Source organism: Shewanella livingstonensis, assembly GCF_003855395.1.
Taxonomy (GTDB): Bacteria; Pseudomonadota; Gammaproteobacteria; order Enterobacterales; family Shewanellaceae; genus Shewanella; species Shewanella livingstonensis.
This window is the reverse complement of sequence record NZ_CP034015.1, coordinates 4,203,824-4,230,233: the sequence shown is the minus strand read 5'-3', so window position 1 is coordinate 4,230,233 and position 26,410 is coordinate 4,203,824. Positions and strand designations below refer to the sequence as shown.

Genomic DNA, 26,410 nt, shown 5'->3' with positions numbered 1-26,410 from the left:
TATGTCTTTATTTCACGTAAAACAATACATGCTAAGTTACTTATATTTCAGTTCTTTTTACTATAATTGATTCAATCATAAGTGCTTTAGTTAATTATTCTGGACCCTAAATGATTCGAGTTGCAATTAATGGTTATGGCCGGATTGGCCGCTCAATACTTCGTGCCTTGTACGAATCTGGTAAACGTCAACAAATCCAAATTGTGGCGATCAATGAGTTGGCAAAGCCAGAAGCCATTTGTCATTTAACCCAATATGACACTACTCATGGTCGTTTTAAGCATACCGTTAAACTAAGCGGTGATCAGTTACTTATTGGCGATGACAGTATTTTATTACTCAATCAAGCTGATGCTAACTTATTGCCTTGGGCTGAGCTTGATATTGATATTGTTTATGAAGCCACCGGCAGCTTAATTGACCGTCATGCTTGCGAAGCACATATTCAAGCTGGCGCTAAGCAAGTGCTTATTAGCCATCCTTCTTCTGCAGACGTTGATGCCACCATTGTCTATGGTGTCAATCATGACTTATTACGCGCAGAGCATACCGTTATTTCTAACGCGTCTTGCACCACTAATTGTATTGTTCCGGTTATCGATGTATTAGATAAGCATTTTGAAGTCAAAAGTGGCGCGATTACCACAATTCACTCGGCGATGAATGATCAACAAGTGATTGACGCTTATCATGACGATTTACGCCGAACGCGCGCCGCAGGTCAATCTATTATTCCAGTGGACACAAAATTAGCTCGCGGCATTGAGCGTATTTTGCCGCACATGAAAGATAAGTTTGAAGCCATTTCTGTGCGGGTTCCCACCATAAATGTGACCGCGATCGACTTATCTGTCACGCTAGAGAAAAAAGTCAATATTGAACAGATTAACAGTGTGTTACAACTTGCCTCAAACGGCAGTTTTAATGGTATTTTAGGTTATACTGACGAGCCATTGGTATCGTGTGACTTTAACCACGATCCCCGTTCTAGCATCGTTGATGGTACCCAAACTCGTGTCAGCGCCGGCCACTTGGTCAAATTGTTATTATGGTGCGACAACGAATGGGGTTTTGCCAACCGTATGCTCGATACTAGCTTAGCAATGATCCAAGCAAAGTTAGATAGGTAATATCAACAGATTATGTGCAATGGGTTAAACCGGTTGCGCAGCAAGACTTTGTATTAACTTAAAAAGGAACTGCTAATTATGGCAATTATTAACATGACAGATTTAGATCTACAAAATAAGCGCGTGCTTATCCGTGAAGATTTAAACGTACCTGTCAGCGACGGTGTTGTAACAAGTGATGCGCGTTTACGAGCATCATTACCAACCATTCAACTCGCATTGAAAAAAGGCGCCGCCGTAATGGTGATGTCTCATTTAGGCCGCCCAACAGAAGGCGAGTTTAACGCTGAATATTCAATGCAACCGGTAGTCGATTATTTAACTAAAGCGTTAGATTGTTCAGTGCGCTTAGTGAGTAATTATCTTGATGGTGTTGAGGTTAATGTTGGCGAAGTCGTCGTATTTGAAAACGTTCGCTTTAATATTGGCGAAGGTAAAAATGATGAAACATTATCTAAAAAAATGGCAGCACTGTGCGATGTCTATGTAATGGACGCATTTGGAACGGCTCACCGCGCCCAAGCATCTACTCATGGCGTCGGTGTGTATGCGCCTATTGCCTGTGCTGGCCCATTATTATCACAAGAATTAGATGCATTAGGCAAAGCGCTTGATAACCCTGCTCGTCCAATGGTGGCGATTGTAGGTGGATCTAAAGTGTCAACTAAATTAACCGTGCTTGAAAGCTTATCGACCAAAGTTGACCAGTTAGTTGTGGGTGGCGGTATTGCTAATACCTTTATTGCTGCTGCAGGTTATAAAGTTGGCAAGTCGTTGTATGAAGCTGATCTAGTAGAAGAGGCCAAGCGTCTTATTGCGAATGCCCGAAGCCGTGGTGGTGATATCCCTGTGCCAACGGATGTGGTAGTGGCGAGTGAATTTAGCCCTACCGCAGCAGCTACGTTGAAATCAGTGAGCGAAGTGACTGACAGCGACATGATTTTCGATATTGGTCCTGACAGTGCAGAAGCCTTAGCTAAAATTATTGAACAAGCGGGCACTATCGTCTGGAATGGCCCAGTAGGCGTGTTTGAGTTTGATCAATTCGGTGAAGGTACCAAGCGTATTGCTCAAGCGATCGCAAATTCCAAAGCATTTTCTATTGCTGGCGGTGGTGACACTCTGGCAGCAGTGGATAAATACAATATTGCCGACAAAGTATCGTATATTTCAACCGGCGGTGGTGCTTTCCTTGAATTTTTAGAAGGTAAAGAGCTACCTGCCGTTGCAATGCTTGAAAAACGTGGCGCTTAGTTCACGTATTAAATATTTGTGCCGTAAAGCCTAATAATAATTATTATAAAAAAAATGCTCTGACATAATCTACAGGATGTAGGTTATGTCAGAGTGTAAAATCCGTCCAAACGATAGCGACCTAGGTGAGTAATCACCCTATTAATGGAGAACAAAAATGGCTCTTATCTCTCTACGACAACTGCTTGACCACGCTGCAGAGCATGGTTATGGCGTCCCTGCATTTAACGTGAACAACCTTGAGCAAATGCGTGCAATTATGCAAGCGGCTGAAGCAACAGACAGCCCTGTGATTGTGCAGGCATCTGCAGGTGCACGTAAATATGCACGCCCACAATTTTTAAAATACTTAATGGCCGCCGCGCTTGAGCAGTATCCTGATATTCCGGTCTGTATTCATCAAGATCACGGTACTGATCCTGACATTTGTCAGCGTTCAATTCAGTTAGGTATGTCATCAGTGATGATGGACGGCTCATTAATGGCTGATGGTAAAACACCAGCGTCATACGACTACAACGTAGATGTGACTCGTCGTACGGTCGCATTTGCTCATGCTTGTGGTGTATCTGTTGAAGGTGAAATTGGTTGTTTAGGCAGTTTAGAAACTGGCCAAGCTGGTGAAGAAGATGGTGTGGGTGCGTCAGGTATTCTAAGCATGGACCAAATGCTAACTACGCCAGAAGAAGCAGCGCGTTTTGTTGCTGATACTCACGTTGATGCATTAGCCATTGCTATTGGTACCAGCCATGGTGCGTACAAGTTTAGCCGTAAACCAACCGGTGATGTACTACGTATTGACCGTATTAAAGAAATCCATGCGCGTATCCCTAATACGCATCTAGTGATGCACGGTTCATCTTCAGTACCGCAAGAGTGGCTTAAAATCATCAACCAGTATGGTGGTGAAATTCCAGAAACTTACGGTGTACCACTAGAAGAAATCGTTGAAGGTATTAAGCACGGTGTGCGTAAAGTGAACATTGATACCGATTTACGTTTAGCGTCCACAGGTGCCGTGCGTAAATTCCTAGCTGAACATCCTGCAGAATTTGATCCGCGTAAATTCTTAAAAGCATCAATGGAAGCAATGGCTGACATTTGTACTACGCGTTATGAAGCATTTGGTTGTGCTGGCATGGGCTCTAAAATTAAGCCTAAGTCACTGCAAGCCATGTATAAAGCTTATCAATCTGGTGAACTTGATCCTAAAATCATGTAAACCAATTATAGCGTAAAACAGCAAATCAGCTCATTTTTTGAATGAGCTGATTTTTTTTGTAAATAAATTACGATAAACGTTGTTTTTTTAAACGCTATCGAGCATCATCCTCGCCTTAAAAATTGACGCTAAACGTCATTATTTACTGATATAACCTTATTCTGTTAGCCATTCTCAATAGTTGAACTCATTCTATGCTTGTTAAGCCAAATGCACCTTTGTCATTATTTTCATTAACTTGGCCATTATTCGTCGATTTTGCTCTGCACTTTTTAACCGCCGCAATTAATACCTTTATGATAAGCCATGTGTCGTATCAGGGAGTGGCGGCGTTGTCTGTTGGTAATATGGTGTTCGAACTGGCAATTACGTTATTTAGTTTCGTCAGTATTGGCGCTAGCGTTGTCATTACCCAGTATTTAGGCGCCAATAATAAAACTGCAGCCAGCGCCGTGGTGTATTCATCTATCGGATTCAATTTCTTAGTTGGCTTGGTCGCAGCGGTAGGTATTTTAACCGGCTCAACCATGATGTTGAATTTAATGAACTTACCAGCCGAGTTGATGGCCGATGGTAAATTGTATTTACAAATTGTTGGTTTATGTTTAATTCCTGAAGCTATGGCCATGTGTTTAGCGGCGGGAATGCGTGCTCATGGTTTTACCCAGCAAGCCATGTGGGTCACATTATCGATGAATGTGATCACCTTTATCGGCAACTTATTATTGCTCTATGGTTGGTTTGGTTTGCCCCAAATGGGTGTAGCGGGGGTTGCGATTAGTACTGTTGTCGGGCGACTTGTGGGTGTGAGCATTATGATGGTGTTGTTTGTACGCTATACCAAAATACCATTACATATTCCAAGTATTTTACGTCCCGATAAAGCCATGCTTAAAAAGGTATTCCATATTGGTTTACCTGCAGCGGGCGAAAATGTCTCGTGGATGCTGCAATTTATGGTAGTCACTTCATTTGTTGGCTTAATGGGTGATAAGGCCTTAGCTGCGCAGTCATTATATTTTCAAATTTGTATGTTTATCTTATTGTTCGGTCTATCGATAGGCATTGGTAACGAAATTATTATTGGTCATATGGTGGGTGCTAAGCAATTAAAAGCCGCAGAGCAGCAAATGTATCGCGCATTAAAGTTGGGTTTGATTGTGACCAGTGTAGTGGCTTTATTTGTCGTAATATGGGGACCTAATCTTGTCAGTCTGTTTACGGATGAACAGGATATCGTTGTCCTTGTGGGGCAATTATTTGTCCTCACGTTGGTCATGGAACCGGGTAGAACATTTAACTTAGTGGTCATTAATGCGCTAAGAGCCAGCGGTGATGCTAAGTTTCCGTTTTTCATGGGGTTGTTTTCCATGTGGTGTATCGCGGTACCTGGTGCTTATTATCTTGGGATCTATTTAGACTTTGGCTTGTTGGGTATTTGGGCTGCTTTAGCGCTAGACGAATGGGTTAGGGGATTAGCCATGTTGTGGCGTTGGCGTAGTGGCCGCTGGCAAAGCAAGAGCTTAGTCGCTTAAATCAGCTGACTATTTTTCAATTCTGCGACCAAAGTGTTAATATGCGGGGAATTTAGGCATATAACCCCCCCGTTAGATTTTATTACATTATAAATAAAGGACGAAATGACATGAAAAAACTGCTACTTACTGCAGCTATTACACTAACCATGCCATTTGCAGCACATGCTGGAAGTGAGTTTGTTGAAGGCGATGCTACTTTTGCTGGTGAAGCAGAATTAGGTGCAACGTTAACCACTGGTAATACTGATACTTCTTCGTTTAAAGCGCGTTTAGCGCTAAAACAAGAATTAGGTAACTGGGAGAACCAGTATGTGTTAGAAGGGTTATACAAAGAAGATACTGAAGAAGTAACCGCAAAACGTTATTTTTTAGGTGTACAAGGCGACTATCAAATTAATGATGTGAGCTATTTGTTTGCCAATACTAACTATGAAGTTGATCCATTCACTGGTTATGATTTCACCTCAACAACTTCTGCCGGTTATGGTCACCGTTTTATTGATACTGACAGAATGTCTTTAAAAGCAGAAGCTGGTCCTGGTTATATCTATCAACAATTAGATGAAGAGTCTGCTCTTGCTGAAGGTTATGATAGCGACGACAGCATTGTTGCTCACGCTGTGATTGATTTTCAAACTAAAATAAGTGATTCATCTAAGTTTCAACAGAGATTTATTGCCGACTGGGGTAGTAAATTAGATGCTCGTTCTGAAACCTCATTAACAGCAAATATCGTTGGTGCGCTAGCAATGAAGTTTGCAGTGATCGTGCGTTATAACAGTGAACCACTTGATGACAAAGAAAGCACTGATACTGAAACAAACATGACATTACTTTACGCATTTTAAGTTAATGTCTAAAGGATGTTAACGTCAGTGTGAATAGAACAAAGCTGGTTTTGCCAGCTTTTTTTATGCCCGTTTTAAAAAGGCTGATATGGCATCTATATCATAGTTATTACCACTTTTCATTTATTAGTATGTTGTTACTGCTTGTGATTAATGGTCGACTAAGGTTAACTTTTTTATCCTATCTTTATCAGAGTTAGCGCTATTCGTGATGCGGTAATTTAGCGACCTCTACTTTCATCATCATGCAATTATACCTTGTGCAAATAAACGCTATATTCGCGGACTGGTTCACGAATTAGCAATCTTATCCAGAGGATAGCTGACTTAGCATTCATGCGACTCGTACTTGAGAGTATACTTTTTGCATAAGTCGATACACTGAGAAAGTGTGATGCAAATAGGATGTTGTTGGTTCGACAGTACACAGCGTTTGTTGATAGATAAGACCACGGCAGCGCAGTGGCATTTAAATGATCATGAATATTGGGTTTTAAACCAGTTAGTCGAGCATCGTGGCCAAGTGGTTGCTTTATCTATGCTCGAAACGGTGGTTATTTCTGGCAATTGCTCTCAGCCATTATCCCATGCTGAATTGCTAAGTATAATTGATAATATTATCAATTATCTGTGTCAACCCCATACTAATCTTATCGAATATGTTCCTGAGCAGGGGGTCATTTTATATGCAACAGTGTCCACTAAGCGCACCAAAATTTTAGAATTACCTAATAGACTATTATCTTTAGGCCAGTATCTGTTTATTATTGCGATTTTATTGAGTGTTCTATTATTTGTATTTTCTAAACTTCACCCGCCTCAGCTTGCTCAGGCTGATGTGCTAAGGCAAGTGTTAACCTCAGATGGACATATTGTTCAACTATTTGTATTTGGTAATAATAATCAGCAAGATGCGCTATTACACGCTGATTGCTTATCTTCACAATTACGCTTATGCCATCATGTTCGCTGGGATTCAATTAACATGACTTTATCGGCGAATCAACATTACATCAGCTTTACCTTGGCAGATTCCACTGAAGAAAAACCATTAATTAATAGCATTAAAGTCAACATTGATAACATGAGCGTGCCATTTATTACTCAGCAATGGCTGCAAAAGGTGCATATTTGTGGCTAGATTAATGAGCTGGCTAATGCACATTAAAATACATCGATTACTGCAGTCAACACGCGGTAAACTTGTTTTTGTATTGAGCTTTGTGTTGATGATCTTCATTGTTATTAGTGTCATTAATCGTATTGCTAATAGCCATAATATGGGGCATTTTGATTGCCATGCTGACGGTTATTTTAGTCAACAAGGAGAGTCGTCGTTAACCGTTAATAAAAGTGATTTATGGTTAACGCTAGATATTGATCACCATGACGCTAAACTGACTTATAGGTTAGAATCGTCAAATAGTACTGAAATTGCTCAACTAGTTGGTAAGGTTAAACGTGTTGATATGGGCTCATTTACTTATTATTTAATCTTAACTATTTTGCCTGTTCGCTGGCAAGATAACAGTCGATTACATCCCTATCTACGTAATGAATTTGGCATTCTGCCACCCCAATCTATAGATGGTATCAGTGTATCCCAGCAAGTTCAGGTGATTGACTTGGATCATACATTAACCAGCGCAACGCTAAAGTTTCTTCCTAGTAATAATATCTGGGCCTGTCAGTTAATCTCTGCCAATACTTCTGACTAATTTTCATTGAATAAATTATCTTTTAGCTTAATATTGCCTTTGCGGTATAGTAGCTACGTGTTAATGAAAAAAGGTGTGTGAAATATATAGTGGCAAAAGTTAAAGTAAAACAAGAAGAAGCGTTATCAATTAAGTTCAGTCATCAAATGGGCCCTGGTGATCAACGGGTATTTGATCTGTATTTTTATTTGCCAACAGAAATGGGCATTGGTTCGCATACTTTAGATGAAGAAGACTATTACCACAGTAGTATTCTTGGACGTCGTTCTTATTATTCTAAAGGGCTGCATTTACCATTAGTTCAGTCTCGTTTTGTTAGTTTAAATAAACGCACCTTAGAAGAGTTTCGTTTATACCTCAATTTATTCGCCTACCAATTTGCTGTCGCCATTGAAACTGATGTTAAAGAGTTACAGCAAAAAGTTGATCCCAATGAATTTTATCCAGCTTTAGATGAGCTGTGTGATGTGGTTGCACAACTACTGAAAAAGTTTCGCCGCAATGAACCGAATGATCCTAAGTGGAAATCCTATTTTGAACATGCGGATAATTACCTGTCTTGGTTTTGTGAACAGCAGTTATTAAAGACATTGGCTCGAAGCCCTAGAAGTGCTGACTATCACGATGTTAAAGACAAAGTTTTGAATTTATGCCGCAGTGAAAATCATTATAGAGAAAAAGAGTGCAAATATAATTCTTTGCAAACTCAGCTCGATGCTAATCGAATCTCTAATAAAATGCTGCTTTTAAGACGTTTAATCCAACAAGGGGTTGTGTTAAAAGAAGAGTTAAAACCCTTGGGTGTTGGTCTTAAAAAATTCGTTACTGGCGTAGCAACGGGTCTAGTGATGCTAGTAGTATCGGCTTTAATTATAAAAGCTCAGGGTTTCTTTAATGAATTAACCTTGACCTTGCTGCTGACGTTAGCGGTTATTTATGGTTTTAGGGAGATTTTCAAAGAAGATTTTCGTAATGCAATGTGGCGGTTTATTCAGCGCGGTCGTCCAAGATGGAGCCGTATTTTACGAGATACAACAACCCAAGCAGTCGTCGCTAAACAGTTAGTTTGGCTTGAATTTATGCGTAACCAGGATATCCCTAAAGGGGTTTCTGATATTATGAGACAACGCCACAGTCAGAATAAAGTGGATTCAGAAGTACTGCATTATCGTATTGCAACTAAGGTAACCAATAGGCCCTTTGAGGCAGATTATTCGCAAATCCAAGAACAAGTTAATTTTAGTTTAGTACCTTTTGCTCGTCATTTAGAGCGCGGAAAAGCTAAAATATACTCAGAAAGCGAAGGCAATATTAGTAATGAGTCTGTGGAGCGCCGTTATCAAGTTAACCTAGTTGCGGTGCTCCGCGATGGTAAACAACAACCTGAGTATGCTCGTTTTAAAGTGACTATGAACCGTTCAAGTATTGTTGAGATTAATGAAAGTAAACTACCTGATAATGTACAGCCTTTTAGGCTTGAATCTGATGAGCTTCTTCCTGAGGTTGTTAGTCATCCCCAGCTAGAAACATAATATGAACAGGGTAAAACTACGCCAATATATGTTCTGCCTGATGAATTTATCCATGCCTTGGTGTTGACGTTATAAATTATTATTAATGGTTAACATTAAGTATCACCTGATATTGAGCAATACAGTATCAGGTGATTTAATCCGGTAATGTTAGCGGATATTGTTGCTGTCGTTATTACTCGGACGAGTAAAGGCTTGGCAAATATTTTGGTCAACAGATTGTTTAGCGCGCTTTAACGCTATTTCAGCGTTAGTAAGGTATTGGTCTAAGCTTTGTTGTTGTAAATAACTCGCGATACCAATGTTAATTCCTTCACCTAAGTTATTTTCTTCTAGGCGCTGCATCATATTAAGTGCATATTGATGTGCTGAATTTGCATTTGTTTCGGTCAACAAGATCACTAGCTTTCCGAGCTGCCATTGAGCAATTTGGTAATTAAATGGTAGTTCAATCAGTAACTGTAGTTCAATATCTTTTTGGCGCTTTTCAAGTTGGCTCATGTTGCCCATATTGCTGAAAATGCCTTCTGGATTAATGTCCATAATGAGTAAACATGAATGTTCTTTAGTGAGTTCACTGAGGTTGATAAAGTAATTTTCAAGCTCATTTAAGCGTAATACTATGGCACTGCGATGGCCAATGATGTTACTGCTGTTCTGGGAGGAAATCGCTGGAGTTGTCTGTTCAAAAGTACAAATAAGATATTCAATATCACCTTCAAATGTCAATTGACCTGCTAGTGTCGTTTTTAAGCAATGCTCATAACGGCTTTGGTTAAATGGCATTATTTGCGCTGTCCATTCGCCCTGCAAACTAATTTGTGCAGTAATATTTTGCCATTGATTACTCAGTTCATCGCCGAGTAATTCGGTAATTGAAATATCCGTATCACCGTGTAAAGACATCAGACGATCAAATTGATTATTACATTTTATAATCATTCCGTTGGCATCAGTTAGCGCCGAAGCTACTGCTCCATTACTCATTAGTTGATACAGGTAAGCCTGGCGCTGACTATCAAATAACGCGCTAATGTCTTCAAATGTGACTAACCAGTAATGCTCATTACTGTTAGGGCATTTTTCACTACGAATGTGGGTTTGTAACATACTACTATTAAGCGTGTCTAAACTCAGCTCACCATGCCATTGCTTATGATCAGTTAACGCCTGTTTAATGTGATTGAAGCGGTCATCATCAAGATGCAATACACGTTGTATACTGCGATCTTTGAGAGCCTCAATGGGCAAAGACAATGCTGCAGCAGCCTTGGCATTGATGCTCTGAATACGGCCGCAATCATTAACAATTAAGCAGCTTAATTGACTGCTAAATAAACCGTTGCTCAATTGAACGCTATTTTGTTTCGATCGTCGTTCAAGCACAAATCGGTGTCTTAATATAATCAGTAAACTGGCTAACAGTGCAATTAAGCATCCAGCGATAATAATCACTATGCGCCATTGTGCATACCGAGTGGCAATGTCGTCATGACGAATATAAGACAATAAAAAATATTCTCTTTTAGTTTCGAATTGACTGGTTAACTCGACTTTTAAATATACAAAAGTGGCATTTTGGCTGTGAAACTGGCCAAAATTATTCATTGCCATTACCCGCCACAATTCTGGGTAAGTTTGTTTTAAACTTGCACCAAGTGTGTCTGGCATACTGTCTAATGGCGCAGGTTGATTGGCGCCGGCATAGAGAAAACCTTGAGTATCAAGCAGTAATAAAGGTGAGTTTTGATTGAAAAAAGCAGGTTTTATGGTTTCTAATAATTTAACAATAGAATTGTAAGTGACCAAATAGCCTTTAATGCTTTGGTCTGGGTTTTCTATCCATGATAATTGATAAAAATACGGTTCCAATATGCCATCAATGGGTGTAAATGCCATTGGTGAGGTGTAAATGTCATTACCCCCCATATTTCTACCTGAGCCTAATAATGCTGCGGGAAGTTGCATGTTATTAAAACTTCCAGTGGTAGAAAACTGCAGTTGTCCTTGAGGATTAAATAATGCTAAACCAAGCAGTTCTGGAATATTATCTGTCAATGAGTCCCAGTTTTCGATAGTTTTTAATTGCAGTTTTTCTGATGGATCTTGCAGATATTGTCGTAGTAACTCGCCTTTGGCGATGATCTGGGTTCTAAACTGCAAAAATGACACTTTGTCAGACGCTAAGGATGCGACCGTTTGTAACTCACTATAGCGTTGGTCTGCCCAATCTTCTTGCAGGCGACGTTCGCCTAAATTGACCACCATACTGGTGACAATAAACAGCGTAATTAATAAAATAATCAATTGGCTAAGCAGCGAAAGAATATGCTGTTGAGACCAATGTGTCGCTTGTGAAGATATTAATAACGAGTTTGAAGAACCCACTGCTTTGTGTTTAGACATGGTGCCACTTTTTTAGCATTCTCTTGCAAGCAATACTAGCATGAAGCCGACGTTGGCGAAAATGTCTATCCACTAATCGAACAGATTTGTTTAGCCTAGTATATCCAACTCGCGTTGCTTAAATATTGCACCACTGCGTTCAGCAATGTCGCGGCAACGCTCAATATTTACATTAGCCAGTCCGTTGATTGCACTGACATGTACTTCAGGTATGTATTGGGGTGCCAGTTGAATAAATTCAAGCAGTGCCTTATAAGAGCCTGCTAGCTTGGGACGACAGTGTTGTTGGTAGCTTTCTGGTGTATCGGCATTAAGTGAAATAGATAGACTGTCTACGCATTGGCTGAGTTCTGGCAAAATATTACGGCGATGAAAATGGTTGCCTAATCCATCAGTGTTTAACCTTACGTATCCACCTTGTGCTTTAATTGCTTTGGCAACGTGTAATAAACATTCAAGGTTTAATGTGGGTTCACCAAAGCCGCAAAAAACATACTCTTCCACTTCGTTTACTTTACCCAGCAAGGGTAAAATATCTTCTGCAGTAATACGCTTAGACAGCGATAGGTCATACTCATGTATTTGTTTGGAACCATTGTGTTTAGGGCAAAATTGACACCTTAAGGTGCATCTTGCGGTGATATTAAGGTAACGGTGATTACCGATATCGTAAACGAGGGTGGGTGTAACTGAATTCGTGGTGGTCATAATGGCTTGTTATTATGGAGTGCATGACAAGTATTGTAGCTAAATATCATCGGTGACTATGTTGCTTGGCTCGCAGATTTTAAAGCAAAAAAAACAGAGCTGACTTAGCTCTGTTGTTGGGATTAACAATCGTGATTAACTCGATTAATACTGCTCGTCAGAACCTAATGGTTCAGTAATGCTTTTAGGTTGCCACCACCAAATGAAAAATCGTTGCCACAAGCGTTTTATATCATCCAAAATGATGTACAAAATAGGCACCAAAATCAACGTCACTACGGTAGAAAATAAAATACCAAATGCGAGGGATGTAGCCATTGGGATAACAATTTTAGCTTGTAAGCTTTTTTCCATAATAATCGGCACTAAGCCAACAAAGGTGGTGAGCGAGGTTAATATAATAGCTCTAAAACGGTAACAACCAGAATCGATAGCAGATTGCATTAACGATTTGCCCTCTTCACGAGCGCGGTTAACAAAGTCGACTAAAATCAGCGAGTCATTTACCACCACCCCAGCTAATGCAACAATTCCGCACAAACTTAGCACGCTCATGGATAAACCAAGTATATAGTGGCCAAATAAAGCACCAATCATGCCAAAAGGAATCACCGACATAATGATTAACGGTTGTGTGTACGACTTTAAAGGGATGGCCATTAAGGCGTAAATGGTGAACATGGCAAAAAAGAAGCCTTGGGCTAAACCCAGCATGGCATTTTGCTCATCTAAACTGCCACCATCTAAAGCTGAAGCCACTTTAGGGAAACGCGCGGTCAGTTCAGGTAAAAAGTCTTCCTGAATTTCGGCGACCACTTTAGATGGCTCAACATTGTTTTTATTCACATTGGCACTAATGGTAATCGCTCGGCGACCATCAACACGGGTGATCGATGCATACGACTCACCCAGTTCGATATTGGCTACTGTTGAAAATGGCACCGCTGCGCCTGATGGCGTGCGGATAAGCATGTTTTCAAGATCACCCACAGTGCGGCGTTGTTCGAGTGGGTAACGTACCATGACTTTGACTTCTTCTTTATTACGCAAAATACGTTGGGCTTCATAACCATAAAAACCATAACGTACCTGGCGAGCTAAATCTGACAGGGTTAGTCCTTGTGCTTCAGCCTCTGGACGAATGTTTAGGCGGATTTCGTGTGAACCGGATGAAAAATTATCGGTAATGTCGTACACGCCTTCATAAGTAGCCAATTTAGTTTTTAGTACTTTGGCGGCTTCTGATAGCTGGCCTAAATCAGTTGCGGTTAAGCGAAATGATAAATCGCCACCGGCATCGTTGGTGCTCGCATTAATATTAAGCTTTTTAACTGATAATAACTCAGGTAATTGGTTACGCCACTCTTCTGCAATTGCAACTCCGTCGATTTCGCGGTCTTCGCCTTTAGTCAGTTCGGTAAACACAAATGCACTGCTGCGTGAGCTAAGCTCGATATAGCTATGCTTTACCATTGGGTAACCGTATTGTTCTTCAAGCTTGGCGTTCATCTTATATAACGCATCTTCGACTTGTTGCAGTACTTTTAGGGTGTTCTGCTCAGAGCTACCTTCTTCCATTTCAAGCTGGACTTGAATAAAATCTGATGGGATATCAGGAAAGAAAACCCAGCGGACTTTGCCACTTTGTACTAATGCAAGCGACAAAATCAGTATGCCAATAAATACCGCGACGACACTATAGCGTCGCGTAATACAACGTTCTAAAAAGTGACGATAGGTATTATGAATAAAGTGTTGTAACCATTCATTAAGACCAAATTTAAAGCGTGAGAAAATATTTGTTGGTGTAGTGCGTTTTTTGATTTTCATGTGAGCTAAATGCGCAGGCAGAATCAGTTTAGATTCGATCAGCGAAAACGCTAAACACAAAATCACCACCATACCGATAGATTTCCAAATAATGCCCATTGGCCCAGACACCATGATCATTGGTATAAAGGCGGCAATAGTGGTGAGCACGCCAAATGTGGCGGGCATTGCTACTTTTTGTACTCCTTTTACCACGTTTTCTAGCGAGTGGCCGTTTTCTTCTAACTCGGTATAGGCGCTTTCTCCGATGACAATGGCATCATCGACGACTATCCCCAGCACCAAAATAAATGCGAATAAGGTCAGCATGTTAATCGACATGTTAAACGGCTCAAGCGGCATTAATAACATAGTGCCCAAAAAGCACACCGGTAAGCCCATCATCACCCAGAAGGCGAGCTTAAGATCTAAAAACAAGGCCAGAATAATAAACACCAGCAGTGCACCATAAAACATGTTTGATAACATCATGTTTAAACGACCTTGCAAGTAGTGAGTTAAATCACCCCAGGTATCAAGTTGAATATTGCTTGGTAACGTTTTTTTACGTTCGGCTACATAAGCCTTAACTTGTGCTGAAATATCTAACGCATTTTGATCATCAATACTGGTGATTTCGATTACCGCAGCAGGTTTGCCGTTAAAGCGGGTGTACTCTAAACGTTCTTCAAAATCATCATTAATAATGGCCACTTGCGGTAACATAATACGACTACCGTCTGGGCGAGTCTCAACTACAATTTGGGCAAAATCATTAGCGGTATAGGCTTGCCCCTTGGTACGCAGTAGGATGTCACCATCTTGGGCTCGAATTGATCCGCCGGGTAAGTCGATAGACGAGTTTTGTACTGCTAAAGCCACTTGAGTAAAGGTAATGCCGTATTCACGTAGTTTGTCTTCCGACAGCTCTATACCTATTTCGTAGTCGCGAACGCCAGTCACTTTTGCACGAGTCACTGCGGGTAAGTCGGTAATATCGTCTCTTATCGCTTTAGCCATTTCTTTCATGTCATGTAGGTTCATGTCGCCATAGACCGACACCCAAATGACATTGTTTTCTGGCTTTATTTGGTAAATATTGGGTTTTTCGATGTTATCTGGAAAGGTCGCAATAGCATCGATACGCAGCTTGGCTTCATCTAACACTTGCTGTACATCGTAACCGTCTTCAACTTCAATGGTGACCGATCCGACACTGTCGCTGGCAACTGAAGTGACTTTTTTAATCCCGCTAATATCTTGAATAGCTTCTTCAATTTTTATGTTAATGCCTTCTTCAATCTCCTGTGGCGCGGCGCCAGGATAGGCTACATTGATATTAATAAGGTTTAATTCAAATGTTGGGAATATTTCTTTATTAATAAGAACAGCACTAAATAAACCACCAATAAGTAAGGCGGCCATTAATAAGTTGGCTGCGACACTGTTACGGGCAAACCAGGCAATAATTCCTTTATTAGTATCCATGGTTATTCACCTGCCGTCGTAGCAGCTTCGGTATCAGTTTCAACTGGAGCTGTTTGGGTTTTTTCACCGAGTACTTTAATGGCCTGCCCGGAGTTTAAGTTATTGATACTAGTGGTAGATACGCGTTCATTGGCCTTGAAACTACCTTGAATATAAATAGTATCAACGTCTGAGCGAATAACATTTACAGAACGCATTTCGATAATATTGTCTGCACTCACTACTGCGACTTGACCATTTCGCACCACGTGACGAGGCAGCTTAACCACATCACTTACCGTTCTACCTGTAATAACAGCGTTAACAAAACTACCGTATTTTAACGGTAATTGGCCTTCGATTTTGTTATTACGTAAATAGGGGTCATGAATTTCAGCGACCAGATACACCATGCGAGTTTTCTCGTCGATGACGTTTTCGCTGCGAACAATGTTGCCTTGCCAAGTCACTTGTTTACCAGCCAATAACGCGGTAAGTGTGACTGCGGTTTCAGGGTTATCTACAGATTCAAGGTAAGCAAGATCTTCATTTGTTAATGGTAATCTAATTTCAGCAATACTGGTGTCGTATAGCTCACCCAAGTTAGTGCCTAGTGTTACGTACTGACCTAAGTCAACATTACGAGCCTTAATGATACCGTCAAATGGTGCACGGATAACGGTGCGGGCTAAGTTACGTTGCGCACGAGCTAGCGCGGCTTCAGCATATTTGACGTTAGCTTGCTCTTTTTTTAATTGTGGAATACGTAAGCCAAGTTCTGGTGGTAAGCCTTTACCAAAATCTTTAAATTCAATTTTAGCAACTATGCCACGAGCTTTTTCTTCGTTAAGGGCTGCAGTTGCTTGAGCGACTGTTGCTTCTGCTTGTATCAAATCGGCTTCGTAATCAGAGGGTTCAATAATAGCCAGTTGTTCGCCTTGCTTTACCACGCCGCCAGCAACAAAGTTGGCTGAAATGCTAAGTAAACGTCCTTGAACTTCAGTGACCAACTGGGTTTTATATTTTGGACTAACCACGCCATATGACGGTAAATTTAGCGATAAGGTTTGGGGTGTTACGGTTTGCACATCAATAATCGGCACGCTGATAGGTTCATCTTTTTGTTCGGGCGCTTCTTGCGTGCTAATAAGTAGCATCGCTGCGGCGGCAAACACCGCAATGATCAGGAGGGGTGATAATCTTCTTAATATTGTTGTTATCATTTCTTTTTGCGTATCCATGCTGAAATAATGCGGAAAGGCTGTTAACTACGTTGGCTAACAAGCTTTATCTGATTCATGTTGTTACTCATTAGCTCTAAATTAACAGAGTATGAAGCGTATCTGAATAGCTTAATGTAAATAAAATGTTTCAGAGTTTTATGTTTTTACTAAATAGTATGGCTTAACGCGACATAATCAGTATTTTAATGATTTATCGGTTCTATGAGAAATAAGTGACTTATATAAAAACTATATTATTCAATTTGTTATATATCAATTAGCGAGAGTGCTTTTTTTGAGCATATTTTTATATATGTTGATACTTTTAAGCTATTTTAGCGCAGTTTAATATACTGATATGTTAGTTTGGATATAAAAAAGCGAATTACTAAGTAATTCGCTTTTATGAAGACAACATTGCTATTTAAAATAACTGACGAAGTCGGTTATTTTTTCTTATATTTTTTCGATTTTACTCGAGCATCTTTCGCATTGGCTTTTTTCTTACCAGGGACCTTAGCTTCTTTATGCTTAGGACGAAGCTCTTCAATCACACGGCGTTTCAGTGGGATCTCAATGTAACGTTCAATTTTAGACACTATGCGCATGTCGTGTGCTTCAATCAATGAAATAGCGGTCCCCTTTGCGCCAGCACGTGCTGTTCGTCCTATACGATGAACATATGCATCTGCAGAGCGAGGCATGTCAAAGTTAATCACATGAGTAATGTCATCAACATCAATACCTCGAGCGGCTACATCTGTTGCCAATAGCACATTGACTTCGCCTTTAGAAAAACGTCCAAGCGCTTGGAAGCGTTTTTTTTGTTCCATATCGCCTCGCATAAATGCACAAGGGATATTGGCTTTTAGTAATAAACCTTCAAGGCTGGCAACCATTTCGCGGGTTTTAACAAACACTATGGTGCGTTTAACATTTTCTTGTTGAAGAATATGGCATAACAACGCAAATTTATGTGCTTGATCATCTGCTAGGTGAACCCACTGATGTACTTTTGCTTTTTCGCTACGCGGTGCTTCTACATCAACCATGACTGGATCGTTTAGCAATTCACGCGCAAAACGATTAACGCCATTGCCTTCAAGCGTGGCAGAAAACAACATATTCTGCTTACGGCCTTGGGCTTCAATGGCAATTGATTGCACCACTGATGAAAAGCCCATATCAAGCATACGGTCAGCTTCATCAATAATTAAAATTTCAACTTCAGTCGCGTCAAATTTATCTTTATCTAAATATTCCATTAATCGGCCTGGGGTGGCGATTAATATATCAACATTGTCTGCAAGAGCTTCTTCTTGTGGGCCATATGGCACGCCGCCAGTAATAATGACGATGTTAAGCTCAAGTCCGGTGGCTAAATGACTGGCATAACGATGAATTTGACTGGCTAATTCACGAGTTGGTGTTAGTACCAAAACACGGGCTTGACCTTCAAAACGACGTGGGAAGTCGATAAGGTGTTGTAAAGCAGGCAGTAAAAAACTGGCCGTTTTACCGGTGCCGGTTGGCGCACGCGCTAAAATATCCCGCTGATCCATGGCCAATGGAATGGTTTGCTGCTGAATAGTGGTAGGGGTGTTGTGTCCCATGGCCTTGAGTGACTCTAATAAGCTAGGGTCGAGCTGGAAATCTTCAAATTGCATGCGCTGGTCTCGCTGAAAAATAGTTGAGTATTATAGCTGACCTAATGAGTAGGCTAAAGCTTTAAGTAGAATGGGCGGCATAAATCTATCATCGTTTCACTGTATCGTCCTTGTTTATCGCGGATTGTCATTTGCAGGTATTGAGTTTCAACAGGAAGATAAGTGTTTATTTGTTGTTGAGTCATCGCTTGTTGATGTTGGATTGCTAGTATTGATCTGTTGGGGAGCTTTCCCTCAATGCTAATGATATCAAACTGCTTTGCAACGAATAGACCATAAGCGTTAAGTTGTTGAATAAAGCTGGTTAAACTTTGTTGCGGTAAAATAACACTTGCTGTGCCCTGGGGAGCAAGTAATTGGCTTATTGCACTCTGTAACTCAGCAAAAGACAAGGTATTGGTATGCCTTGCATCTGCGCGAGCACTATTTTTGGCCTGTGTACCTTGTTCAAAGTAGGGTGGATTACAAATAATATGCTCAAATAATGGTGCATTATTCTTATGGTGTTGTTGCTGAAAGTCCTGAATAGCGCCGTGAAATAGTTGTACTGTGTCTGACCAAGGGCTTTGGTTAATATTAAATTGGCAAGCCTTTGCAGCGGCGCTATCTATCTCTACGGCAATAATACTGTTGTGTTGGGGGCTGCGCTGCGCTGCCATTAGGCTAAGTAAACCACTTCCTGCACCAATATCGAGTATATAGCTCGATTGTGTTAATTCAGCCCAAGCACCGAGCAAAACAGCATCAGTACTCACCGCCATACCACATTCTTTATCATCTATATGGAATTGTTTAAACGTAAAAGACATAGGTAATAGATTACTTTTTCAGCTGCTTGAATGACTTGAGCCAGATCATAGCCGCTTTGGTTTTTACTGTCGCGTTTTAATTACTGCCAGATGTTGTGGTTGATTTTTTGTTATGTTGATTAACTTAACATTCATAGATGTGCTGGATATGTACACAAGTCTTGCTATAAAAGGTAACTAAAGAGGTTTTTTTAATTGTTTACAGTGCTGAAGCTTGAGTATTAAGGCGATATTTGGTATTAGTTTGGCCCCTTTTTTAGGCTTTAAATTGAGTAAAAAGTCTAATTAAGGCTATTTTGACAGGAGTATGATGCTGAATACTGAGCTGACGGTTCATTTTCGTTACTCTCTCAACAAAGTTTACTATTTTCTAAGTGTATTTTTAACTTTACAAATTATTATTCGTTCAGTTCAGCAGTAGCTAATTATGGCGTAATCAATTAGGTTTGTTAAAAAACATAACAATAAAACGAGGCTAGTAGTGCAAACAACCAAAATGAGTGTAACTGATACGCTAGGGTTAGGGTTTATGACCTTTGCGTTTTTTTTAGGTGCGGGCAACTTAATTTTCCCACCTTTTGCTGGCATGCTTGCTGGCGAGAATATGTCTTTTGCGATGTTCGGTTTCTTAATTACCGCAGTCGGTATGCCATTGATAGGCTTAATTGCGGTTGCCAAAGCTAATGGTAAAGTAATGGCGTTATTACCAGCATTTGCAGCAACGACATTAGCTATTGCGATTTATATCATTATCGGTCCAGCATTTGCCGCCCCGCGAACCGCTTTAGTGGCGTTTGAAATTGGTGCAAGACCCTTTATTACTAACCCTGATGCATTGATGATGTTAGGCGGTAAAGAGTTTAATATTGCACAACTTATTTACACTTTAGTGTTTTTCTCCATTGTGTTGTTTTTATCATTATTCCCTGGAAAATTACTCGATAGCGTAGGTAAAGTGCTTACTCCGGTATTGATTCTATTATTAGTAGGCTTAGCCAGTTCAGTGATTATCCTTCCTGGTGCAGAGGTTAACTTACCCGTTGGTGAGTATATTAATAATCCATTAACCAAAGGAATTATTGAAGGTTACAACACCATGGATACCTTGGCATCATTAATGTTTGGTATGCTAATTATTGATTTATTACGCAAAAAAGGCGTTAACGATGCAGCCGATCAAACAAAGTATTTAGTTCGTGCAGCCTTTATTGCTGCTGGTGGCTTAGCCTTTGTTTATGTTTCGCTATTTTATCTGGGTGCATCTGCGGGCGATTTTGCTGTTGGTGCAGATAATGGTGGCCAAATTTTAACTAATTATGTCACCTTTCACTTTGGTTCTATTGGCACATTAATGTTGTCAACCGTTGTGACGCTGGCATGTTTAACTACCGCTGTTGGGTTGGTAACCGCGTGTTCGGAATTCTTTAATGAGTTAATGCCAAGCTTGTCTTATAAGTCGCTGGTGGTTTTGTTAAGTTTGATTTGTGCTACCGTTGCTAACGTTGGCTTGTCGCAGTTAATTAGTATTAGTATTCCGGTGCTAATGACCATTTACCCTGTTGCGATAGCATTGGTGTTGGTGACCTTTTTAACCGAACGATTTGCTCGACCAAAGTTTTCACATCGTATTGTGCTCAGCGTTGCGTTATTTTTCGGTATTTTCGACGGGTTACAAACCGCTGGTATGGACATGAGTTTTCTTGATTTTCTGCCATTGCATGCAGAGGGAATGGCTTGGTTACTACCCACAGCGTTGACCGCGATTGTATGCTTGTTTTTACCTAAAAACAGGCCTCAAAAAGCGGGTGTTTAAACGTTAAATAAGTATAATAAACGCATCAATATAACGACGTTATGATAGATTATCTAACGTCGTTTTTTATCACTTATTGGATAATGCTTTGGCCAAACCTGCTTATCAACCAGATCCATTAATTAACCAGTTTGTTGACGATTTATGGTCAATCAACGGGTTAAGTGATAATACTTTGGTATCCTATCGTACTGATCTACAAAGTTTAGATCGCTACCTTTCGGCCAAAGGCCATAATTTACTTCAAGTAGACCAAGCTGGGCTGCGTGACTACCTTGCCGAACGTTTCGATAAAAACTTTGCTAAAAGTAGTACCGCTAGATTACTCAGTAGTTTGCGACGCTTTTATGCTTACTTAGTGGTTAAGCAGAAAGTGAGCCAAGATCCCACCGCGTTAATTAAGTCTCCAAAACTCGCTCGCCAATTACCCGATACCCTATCGGAGGCCCAAATTGATAGTTTATTGTCAGAGCCTAATATCGATGAGCCAATTGAGCATCGCGATAAAGCGATGTTGGAGCTCTTGTATGCAACCGGCTTACGAGTAACCGAATTAGTCAGTTTAACGATGGAGCAAATTAGTTTGCGCCAAGGTCTGGTTAGGATTATGGGCAAAGGCGGTAAAGAGCGTTTGGTTCCTTTAGGTGAACTGGCCATTACAGCAGTAGAGCAGTACATTAAGTTTGCTCGAGGTGAGTTATTGAGTATGAAGCAATCCGATGTGTTGTTTCCATCACGTCGTGGGCAAATGATGACTAGACAAACTTTTTGGCATCGAATTAAATTGTATGCTGCAAGGGCAGGGATTGTGTGTCATATATCGCCACATACACTCCGACACGCCTTTGCGACTCACTTATTGAACCACGGAGCTGACCTACGAGTAGTACAACTTTTATTAGGACATAGTGATTTATCTACCACGCAAATATATACTCATGTAGCTAAAGTGCGTTTGCAGCAATTGCATAGCCAGCATCATCCGCGCGGTTGAGCGCGAAGATGATCAAATCGTTACATTTTATGCATGCCAGGCTAGTTGCGTTAATGAAACTAAGTCTGTAAGTTTTATCGACTAAGTCGGGTCTATTCAATTGAACCCGTGCCATTTAGGAATTATCATGAAGTTAACCAAAGCATTAGCCCTTGTTGCCAGCCTTGTTATTGCCCCTATTGTGTCAGCTGCACCTGCGACCGATGTATCAAATCAATCAGCATTAAAGCAAAAGCTTACCGATACCTTGGGTGTCAATGTGAGCTTAATTCAACAGTCTCCAATTGATGGTTTATATCAAGTCCTAACCGACCGAGGAGTGCTGTATGTGACTAAAGATGGCGCTAAGCTATTTCATGGTAATCTTTATGACATCGATAAAGGCATGAAAAACTTAACCGAGGCGGCATTAGCCGGACCACGTATTGAGTTGCTTAAGCCATTTGAAGATGAAATGTTGGTTTATAAAGCCAAAAATGAGAAGCATGTCGTTACTGTATTTACCGATGTGGACTGTGGCTATTGTCGTAAGCTACATAATCAAATGCAAGGTTATAATGATTTAGGTATTACTATTCGCTACTTAGCTTATCCACGTGCGGGTATTCCTTCTGCAAATGCTGATGAAATGCAAGCGGTATGGTGTGCTAAGGATCCTTTAAAGGCGATGTCTGAAGCTAAAGCGGGTGGTAATGTCAAAGCCGCGAGTTGTGATATTGATATTGCTGCGCAATATAATCTAGGCATGTCGTTCGGTATTAATGGTACTCCAGCACTTATTCTAGAAAATGGTGTGATGGTGCCTGGTTATCAAGCTCCGGCAGATTTATTACGTACTATTGAATCAAACTTATAAATAAGATTGATAAATCAAAGTCGTAAAATGTGTACTAAAAAAGTAAAATCAAGGTGAGCTTAGGCTCACCTTTTTGTTATGCTCATTGCTTAGATTATCCGATTAAGGTTACCTTTTGTCTCATAGAATAGTCCGTCGTGTTCAGGTTGATGATAGCCATTTACCCGTGTCTTTGTCGCCATTACTAAAACAACTTTATGCTCGCCGTGGCGTTAACGAAGGCAACTGTGAATTATTGCTAAGTAAATTGTTACGTCCAGATACCATGAAAGGGCTCGCAGAGGCTGCTGTTTTGGTTGCAGATGCAATTGCTGCACAGCAATCAATACTGATTGTTGGAGATTTCGATGCGGATGGTGCCACCTCGACTAGCGTTTGTATGCTGGCGTTAAAAATGATGGGGGCTAAACATGTCGATTACCTTATTCCCAATCGATTTGATTATGGTTATGGCTTAAGCCCTGAAATCGTTGCGGTGGCGTATTCTAAAAATGCCGATGTGTTAATTACCGTTGATAATGGCATCTCATCTATTGAGGGCGTCGCAGCGGCTAAGTTGTTAGGAATGACGGTTGTTGTGACAGATCACCATCTGCCTGGCAGTTCTTTGCCCAATGCTGATGTTATCGTTAATCCCAATCAGCCTGGTTGTCAGTTTGCCAGCAAGTCTATTGCCGGTGTTGGAGTAGCGTTTTATCTGATGTCAGCTCTGCGCGCCGAATTACGGCAGCGTAATTGGTATCAACTGCAACACATTACAGAGCCCAATTTAGGGACTTTACTTGATATTGTCGCTTTAGGGACTGTTGCTGACGTTGTGTCGTTAGACACTAATAATCGTATTTTAGTTAATGCTGGTTTGCAGCGTGTTCGAAGTGGTCGTTGTCGTGTAGGCATTACAGCATTACTTGAAGTGGCAAAACGCAGTCCCGAAAAGACTGTAGCCGCTGATTTTGGCTTTGCGGTTGGTCCCAGGTTAAATGCCGCAGGCCGTTTAGATGAGATGGCGCTTGGGGTTGAAACCTTACTGTGTGAAGACATCATGTTGGCCAGAAGAATGGCTGCTGAGTTAGATGGATTAAACCAAGAGCGCCGCGAACTTGAAACTGGTATGCAACAAGAGGCATTAAAGAGTTTATCTAAAGTGTCGCTTAATGAAGATGATTTACCATGGGGTATCGCCATTTTTCAGGATGATTGGCATCAAGGTGTGATTGGTATTTTGGCTTCACGAATTAAGGACCGCTATCATCGTCCCGTGATTGCTTTTGCTGATGCGGGTGATGGCATCATTAAAGGTTCGGCACGGTCGATAAAAGGCCTACATATGCGTGATTTACTCGAGCGTATTAACAGCCTTTTTCCTGGTGTGATAACCAAATTTGGTGGTCATGCTATGGCAGCAGGATTATCGTTAAAGGCCGATGTGTTTGAATTGTTTAAGCAAGCCTTTGATGATGCAGTAAGGGAAGTATTAGACTATGAGCAGCTTACTGGAGAGTTACTTTCAGATGGCGAGTTAACGAGCGATTTAATGACGCTTGATACAGCATTGTTATTACGAAATGCCGGCCCCTGGGGGCAATCGTTTGAAGAGCCTTTATTTGATGGTATTTTTAAGGTTATTCAGCAACGGATTGTTGGTGAAAAACATTTAAAATTATTGTTAGAGACCGAGTGTGGCAGCATGATGTTAGATGGCATTGCCTTTAATGTTGATCTAGCAATATGGCCTGATGCAACAATCAAACATGCTCGAGTGGTTTATAAGCTTGATGTGAATGAGTTTAGAGGTAACCAAACTGTGCAATTAATGGTGGACTATATTGAACCCATTTAGGCTAGTTTAATCTTTAGCAGCATAAATCTTATTAGTGAACGATGAGATTGAAGTTGTAAATTAGTAAAGCAAAAAGGCCTCGCAATGCGAGACCTTTTTGCTAAATCTTATAAAGTTATTTGGTACAGGTGAGAGGACTTGAACCTCCACGCCCTTGCGAGCATCAGCACCTGAAGCTGACGTGTCTACCAATTCCACCACACCTGCAAAACATGTATTGCGAAATAACTTCATTGTATTAGTCGCAGTAGCCACCAATATAAATATGGTGCCCGAACCCGGAATCGAACCAGGGACACGAGGATTTTCAATCCTCTGCTCTACCGACTGAGCTATTCGGGCGACGGACGCAATTTAAAGGGTTTTGACCCGCCGAGTCAACCAGTTTTTAATATTTATAGCAAATTTTGATTTGTTTGAGTGTATTTTGGTCGTATCGCATGTTATTCAGTCAAAGACGCCGTAGTGCAAGAAATACTTCATTGCATGATGGTTACTGGATAAAATGGTGTTATGGTGCCTTTTTACAGGTGTAATAATCACAGTAACTAAAAAAACGTAAAGTAAGTACCGATAAAATGTGCAGATATTGATGAGTTAGATATAAAAAAACGCTCCAAAGAGCGTTTAATGTCAAATATGAGCTAACAGCCGTTAAACTAGAATAATAACTAGAATAATAACTAGAATAATAATTAGTTAGCTAATATCTCATTATTTGGAAAGTTAGCTTTCATCACGGTTTTAACGTTTTGTTGTAACTTTTCCTGACCTAACTCGTCATACGCTTCAGCCATTATTTCTAATGCTCGTTCAGTTGAAGGTGTACCTGGAAACTTCTCCATAACAGATTGAGCACGAACAGCAGCTGCACTCCATGCGTTCATTTTGATATAATATTCTGCAACTTGAATAGAATATTTAGCTAAACGGTTTTTTAAGAACTGCATACGTTGTTGTGCATCAGCAGAATACTTGCTATTTGGATACGATTTAATCAATCGATCAAAATCTTTAAATGCATCTTGAGCATTTTTGGGGTCACGATCGGTACGATCAATATTCATTAAATCGTGAAATAAGTAATTATCTGCCTGCATATTGGTTAAACCACGCATATAATAGACGTAATCTATATTAGGATGCGTTGGATTGAGGCGTAAAAAGCGATCAATGTTGGCAAGTCCTGATGCAGCATCATCCATTTTGTAATACGCAAAAATCAGGTCTAATTGAACTTGAGTTTTGTGCGGACCGAATGGAAAACGAGAGTCCAATGCTTCAAGTGAACGAACGGCTTTAGAGTAATTACCTAATTCCATTGATGTTCTTGCTTGAGAGTACAGGGCGTCGGGTGATGCTTTACTGGCAACATCATCGTCTTCTGGACTGCTACTACAGGCTGTTATAGCCAGTGAAAGTAATACTAGGGCGGCACCTTTGGCAATTTTATACATACTTGAATTCAATTCTTTTTAAGTTGTTGTTAAGAATTTTTCCATTTCACGGTAAAATAGAAAACATCCGATTGTAACAGATAGCACATTCACTTTGGACCCCTAAACTGGGGTACGGT

General features: G+C 40.5%; 19 protein-coding genes and 2 tRNA genes. 12 read left to right on the top strand and 9 right to left on the bottom strand.

The features are described from left to right. Positions 1–110: 110 nt before the first annotated feature. From epd to EGC82_RS18320, 8 genes are all read left to right on the top strand, one after another. The gene (gene epd / locus EGC82_RS18355; protein ID WP_124732027.1) at positions 111–1,130 is read left to right on the top strand and encodes an erythrose-4-phosphate dehydrogenase; all 1,020 of its coding nucleotides are present in this window, start codon (positions 111–113) and stop codon (positions 1,128–1,130) included. Positions 1,131–1,208: 78 nt separating this feature from the next. Next, positions 1,209–2,384 (top strand): phosphoglycerate kinase, encoded by a 1,176-nt coding sequence (locus EGC82_RS18350; protein WP_124732026.1) that lies wholly within the window; start codon positions 1,209–1,211, stop codon positions 2,382–2,384. Between the two features lie 157 nt (positions 2,385–2,541). Further along, on the top strand, positions 2,542–3,606 hold the full coding sequence (fba, locus tag EGC82_RS18345) for a class II fructose-bisphosphate aldolase (RefSeq protein WP_124018035.1): 1,065 nt from the start codon (positions 2,542–2,544) through the stop codon (positions 3,604–3,606). 194 nt (positions 3,607–3,800) lie between these two features. After that, the gene (locus tag EGC82_RS18340) at positions 3,801–5,141 is read left to right on the top strand and encodes an MATE family efflux transporter (RefSeq protein WP_124732025.1); all 1,341 of its coding nucleotides are present in this window, start codon (positions 3,801–3,803) and stop codon (positions 5,139–5,141) included. A 110-nt stretch (positions 5,142–5,251) separates the two neighbouring features. Continuing rightward, a complete protein-coding gene (locus EGC82_RS18335; RefSeq protein ID WP_124732024.1) occupies positions 5,252–5,992 on the top strand; it encodes a DUF481 domain-containing protein in 741 nt (246 codons plus the stop codon). 391 nt (positions 5,993–6,383) lie between these two features. Next, positions 6,384–7,133 carry a hypothetical protein gene (locus EGC82_RS18330; protein ID WP_124732023.1) on the top strand — a complete coding sequence of 250 codons (750 nt, stop codon included), beginning with the start codon at positions 6,384–6,386 and terminating at the stop codon, positions 7,131–7,133. Between the two features lie 16 nt (positions 7,134–7,149). After that, positions 7,150–7,710: a hypothetical protein gene (locus EGC82_RS18325; protein WP_124732022.1), complete on the top strand. Its 561-nt coding sequence runs from the start codon at positions 7,150–7,152 to the stop codon at positions 7,708–7,710. 89 nt (positions 7,711–7,799) lie between these two features. After that, positions 7,800–9,242 (top strand): hypothetical protein, encoded by a 1,443-nt coding sequence (locus tag EGC82_RS18320; RefSeq protein ID WP_124732706.1) that lies wholly within the window; start codon positions 7,800–7,802, stop codon positions 9,240–9,242. A gap of 150 nt (positions 9,243–9,392) precedes the next feature. On the opposite strand, the gene EGC82_RS18315 is transcribed toward EGC82_RS18320, so the two are convergent. From EGC82_RS18315 to EGC82_RS18290, 6 genes are all read right to left on the bottom strand, one after another. Further along, the gene (locus EGC82_RS18315) at positions 9,393–11,648 is read right to left on the bottom strand and encodes a PAS domain-containing protein (RefSeq protein WP_124732021.1); all 2,256 of its coding nucleotides are present in this window, start codon (positions 11,646–11,648) and stop codon (positions 9,393–9,395) included. A gap of 90 nt (positions 11,649–11,738) precedes the next feature. Further along, entirely contained in the window at positions 11,739–12,356 is a 618-nt protein-coding gene (locus EGC82_RS18310) for a TatD family nuclease-associated radical SAM protein (RefSeq protein ID WP_124732020.1), read from the bottom strand. Between the two features lie 144 nt (positions 12,357–12,500). After that, a complete protein-coding gene (locus EGC82_RS18305) occupies positions 12,501–15,653 on the bottom strand; it encodes an efflux RND transporter permease subunit (RefSeq protein WP_124732019.1) in 3,153 nt (1,050 codons plus the stop codon). A gap of 2 nt (positions 15,654–15,655) precedes the next feature. After that, positions 15,656–16,855, bottom strand: a complete 1,200-nt coding sequence (locus EGC82_RS18300; protein WP_124732018.1) for an efflux RND transporter periplasmic adaptor subunit — start codon at positions 16,853–16,855, stop codon at positions 15,656–15,658. A gap of 446 nt (positions 16,856–17,301) precedes the next feature. Further along, positions 17,302–18,522, bottom strand: coding sequence for an ATP-dependent RNA helicase SrmB (srmB, locus tag EGC82_RS18295; RefSeq protein WP_124732017.1), 1,221 nt, complete (start codon positions 18,520–18,522; stop codon positions 17,302–17,304). Positions 18,523–18,575: 53 nt separating this feature from the next. Beyond that, positions 18,576–19,331: a tRNA1(Val) (adenine(37)-N6)-methyltransferase gene (locus tag EGC82_RS18290; RefSeq protein WP_124732016.1), complete on the bottom strand. Its 756-nt coding sequence runs from the start codon at positions 19,329–19,331 to the stop codon at positions 18,576–18,578. A 481-nt stretch (positions 19,332–19,812) separates the two neighbouring features. On the opposite strand from EGC82_RS18290, the gene brnQ reads away from it, so the two are divergent. The 4 genes from brnQ to recJ all read left to right on the top strand — a co-directional run bounded on the left by brnQ (position 19,813) and on the right by recJ (position 24,834). Next, a complete protein-coding gene (gene brnQ, locus EGC82_RS18285; RefSeq protein WP_208646907.1) occupies positions 19,813–21,144 on the top strand; it encodes a branched-chain amino acid transport system II carrier protein in 1,332 nt (443 codons plus the stop codon). Between the two features lie 88 nt (positions 21,145–21,232). Then, on the top strand, positions 21,233–22,138 hold the full coding sequence (gene xerD, locus EGC82_RS18280) for a site-specific tyrosine recombinase XerD (protein WP_164839162.1): 906 nt from the start codon (positions 21,233–21,235) through the stop codon (positions 22,136–22,138). Between the two features lie 127 nt (positions 22,139–22,265). Beyond that, on the top strand, positions 22,266–22,994 hold the full coding sequence (dsbC, locus tag EGC82_RS18275; RefSeq protein WP_124732014.1) for a bifunctional protein-disulfide isomerase/oxidoreductase DsbC: 729 nt from the start codon (positions 22,266–22,268) through the stop codon (positions 22,992–22,994). Positions 22,995–23,109: 115 nt separating this feature from the next. Then, positions 23,110–24,834, top strand: coding sequence for a single-stranded-DNA-specific exonuclease RecJ (gene recJ, locus EGC82_RS18270; protein WP_124732013.1), 1,725 nt, complete (start codon positions 23,110–23,112; stop codon positions 24,832–24,834). A 120-nt stretch (positions 24,835–24,954) separates the two neighbouring features. Here recJ and EGC82_RS18265 read toward each other — a convergent pair. The 3 genes from EGC82_RS18265 to EGC82_RS18255 all read right to left on the bottom strand — a co-directional run bounded on the left by EGC82_RS18265 (position 24,955) and on the right by EGC82_RS18255 (position 26,291). Beyond that, a tRNA-Leu gene (locus EGC82_RS18265) sits at positions 24,955–25,041 on the bottom strand. A 59-nt stretch (positions 25,042–25,100) separates the two neighbouring features. Beyond that, positions 25,101–25,176: transfer RNA gene (locus tag EGC82_RS18260), tRNA-Phe, on the bottom strand. A 353-nt stretch (positions 25,177–25,529) separates the two neighbouring features. After that, positions 25,530–26,291, bottom strand: a complete 762-nt coding sequence (locus EGC82_RS18255) for an outer membrane protein assembly factor BamD (protein ID WP_124732012.1) — start codon at positions 26,289–26,291, stop codon at positions 25,530–25,532. Positions 26,292–26,410: the final 119 nt, after the last annotated feature.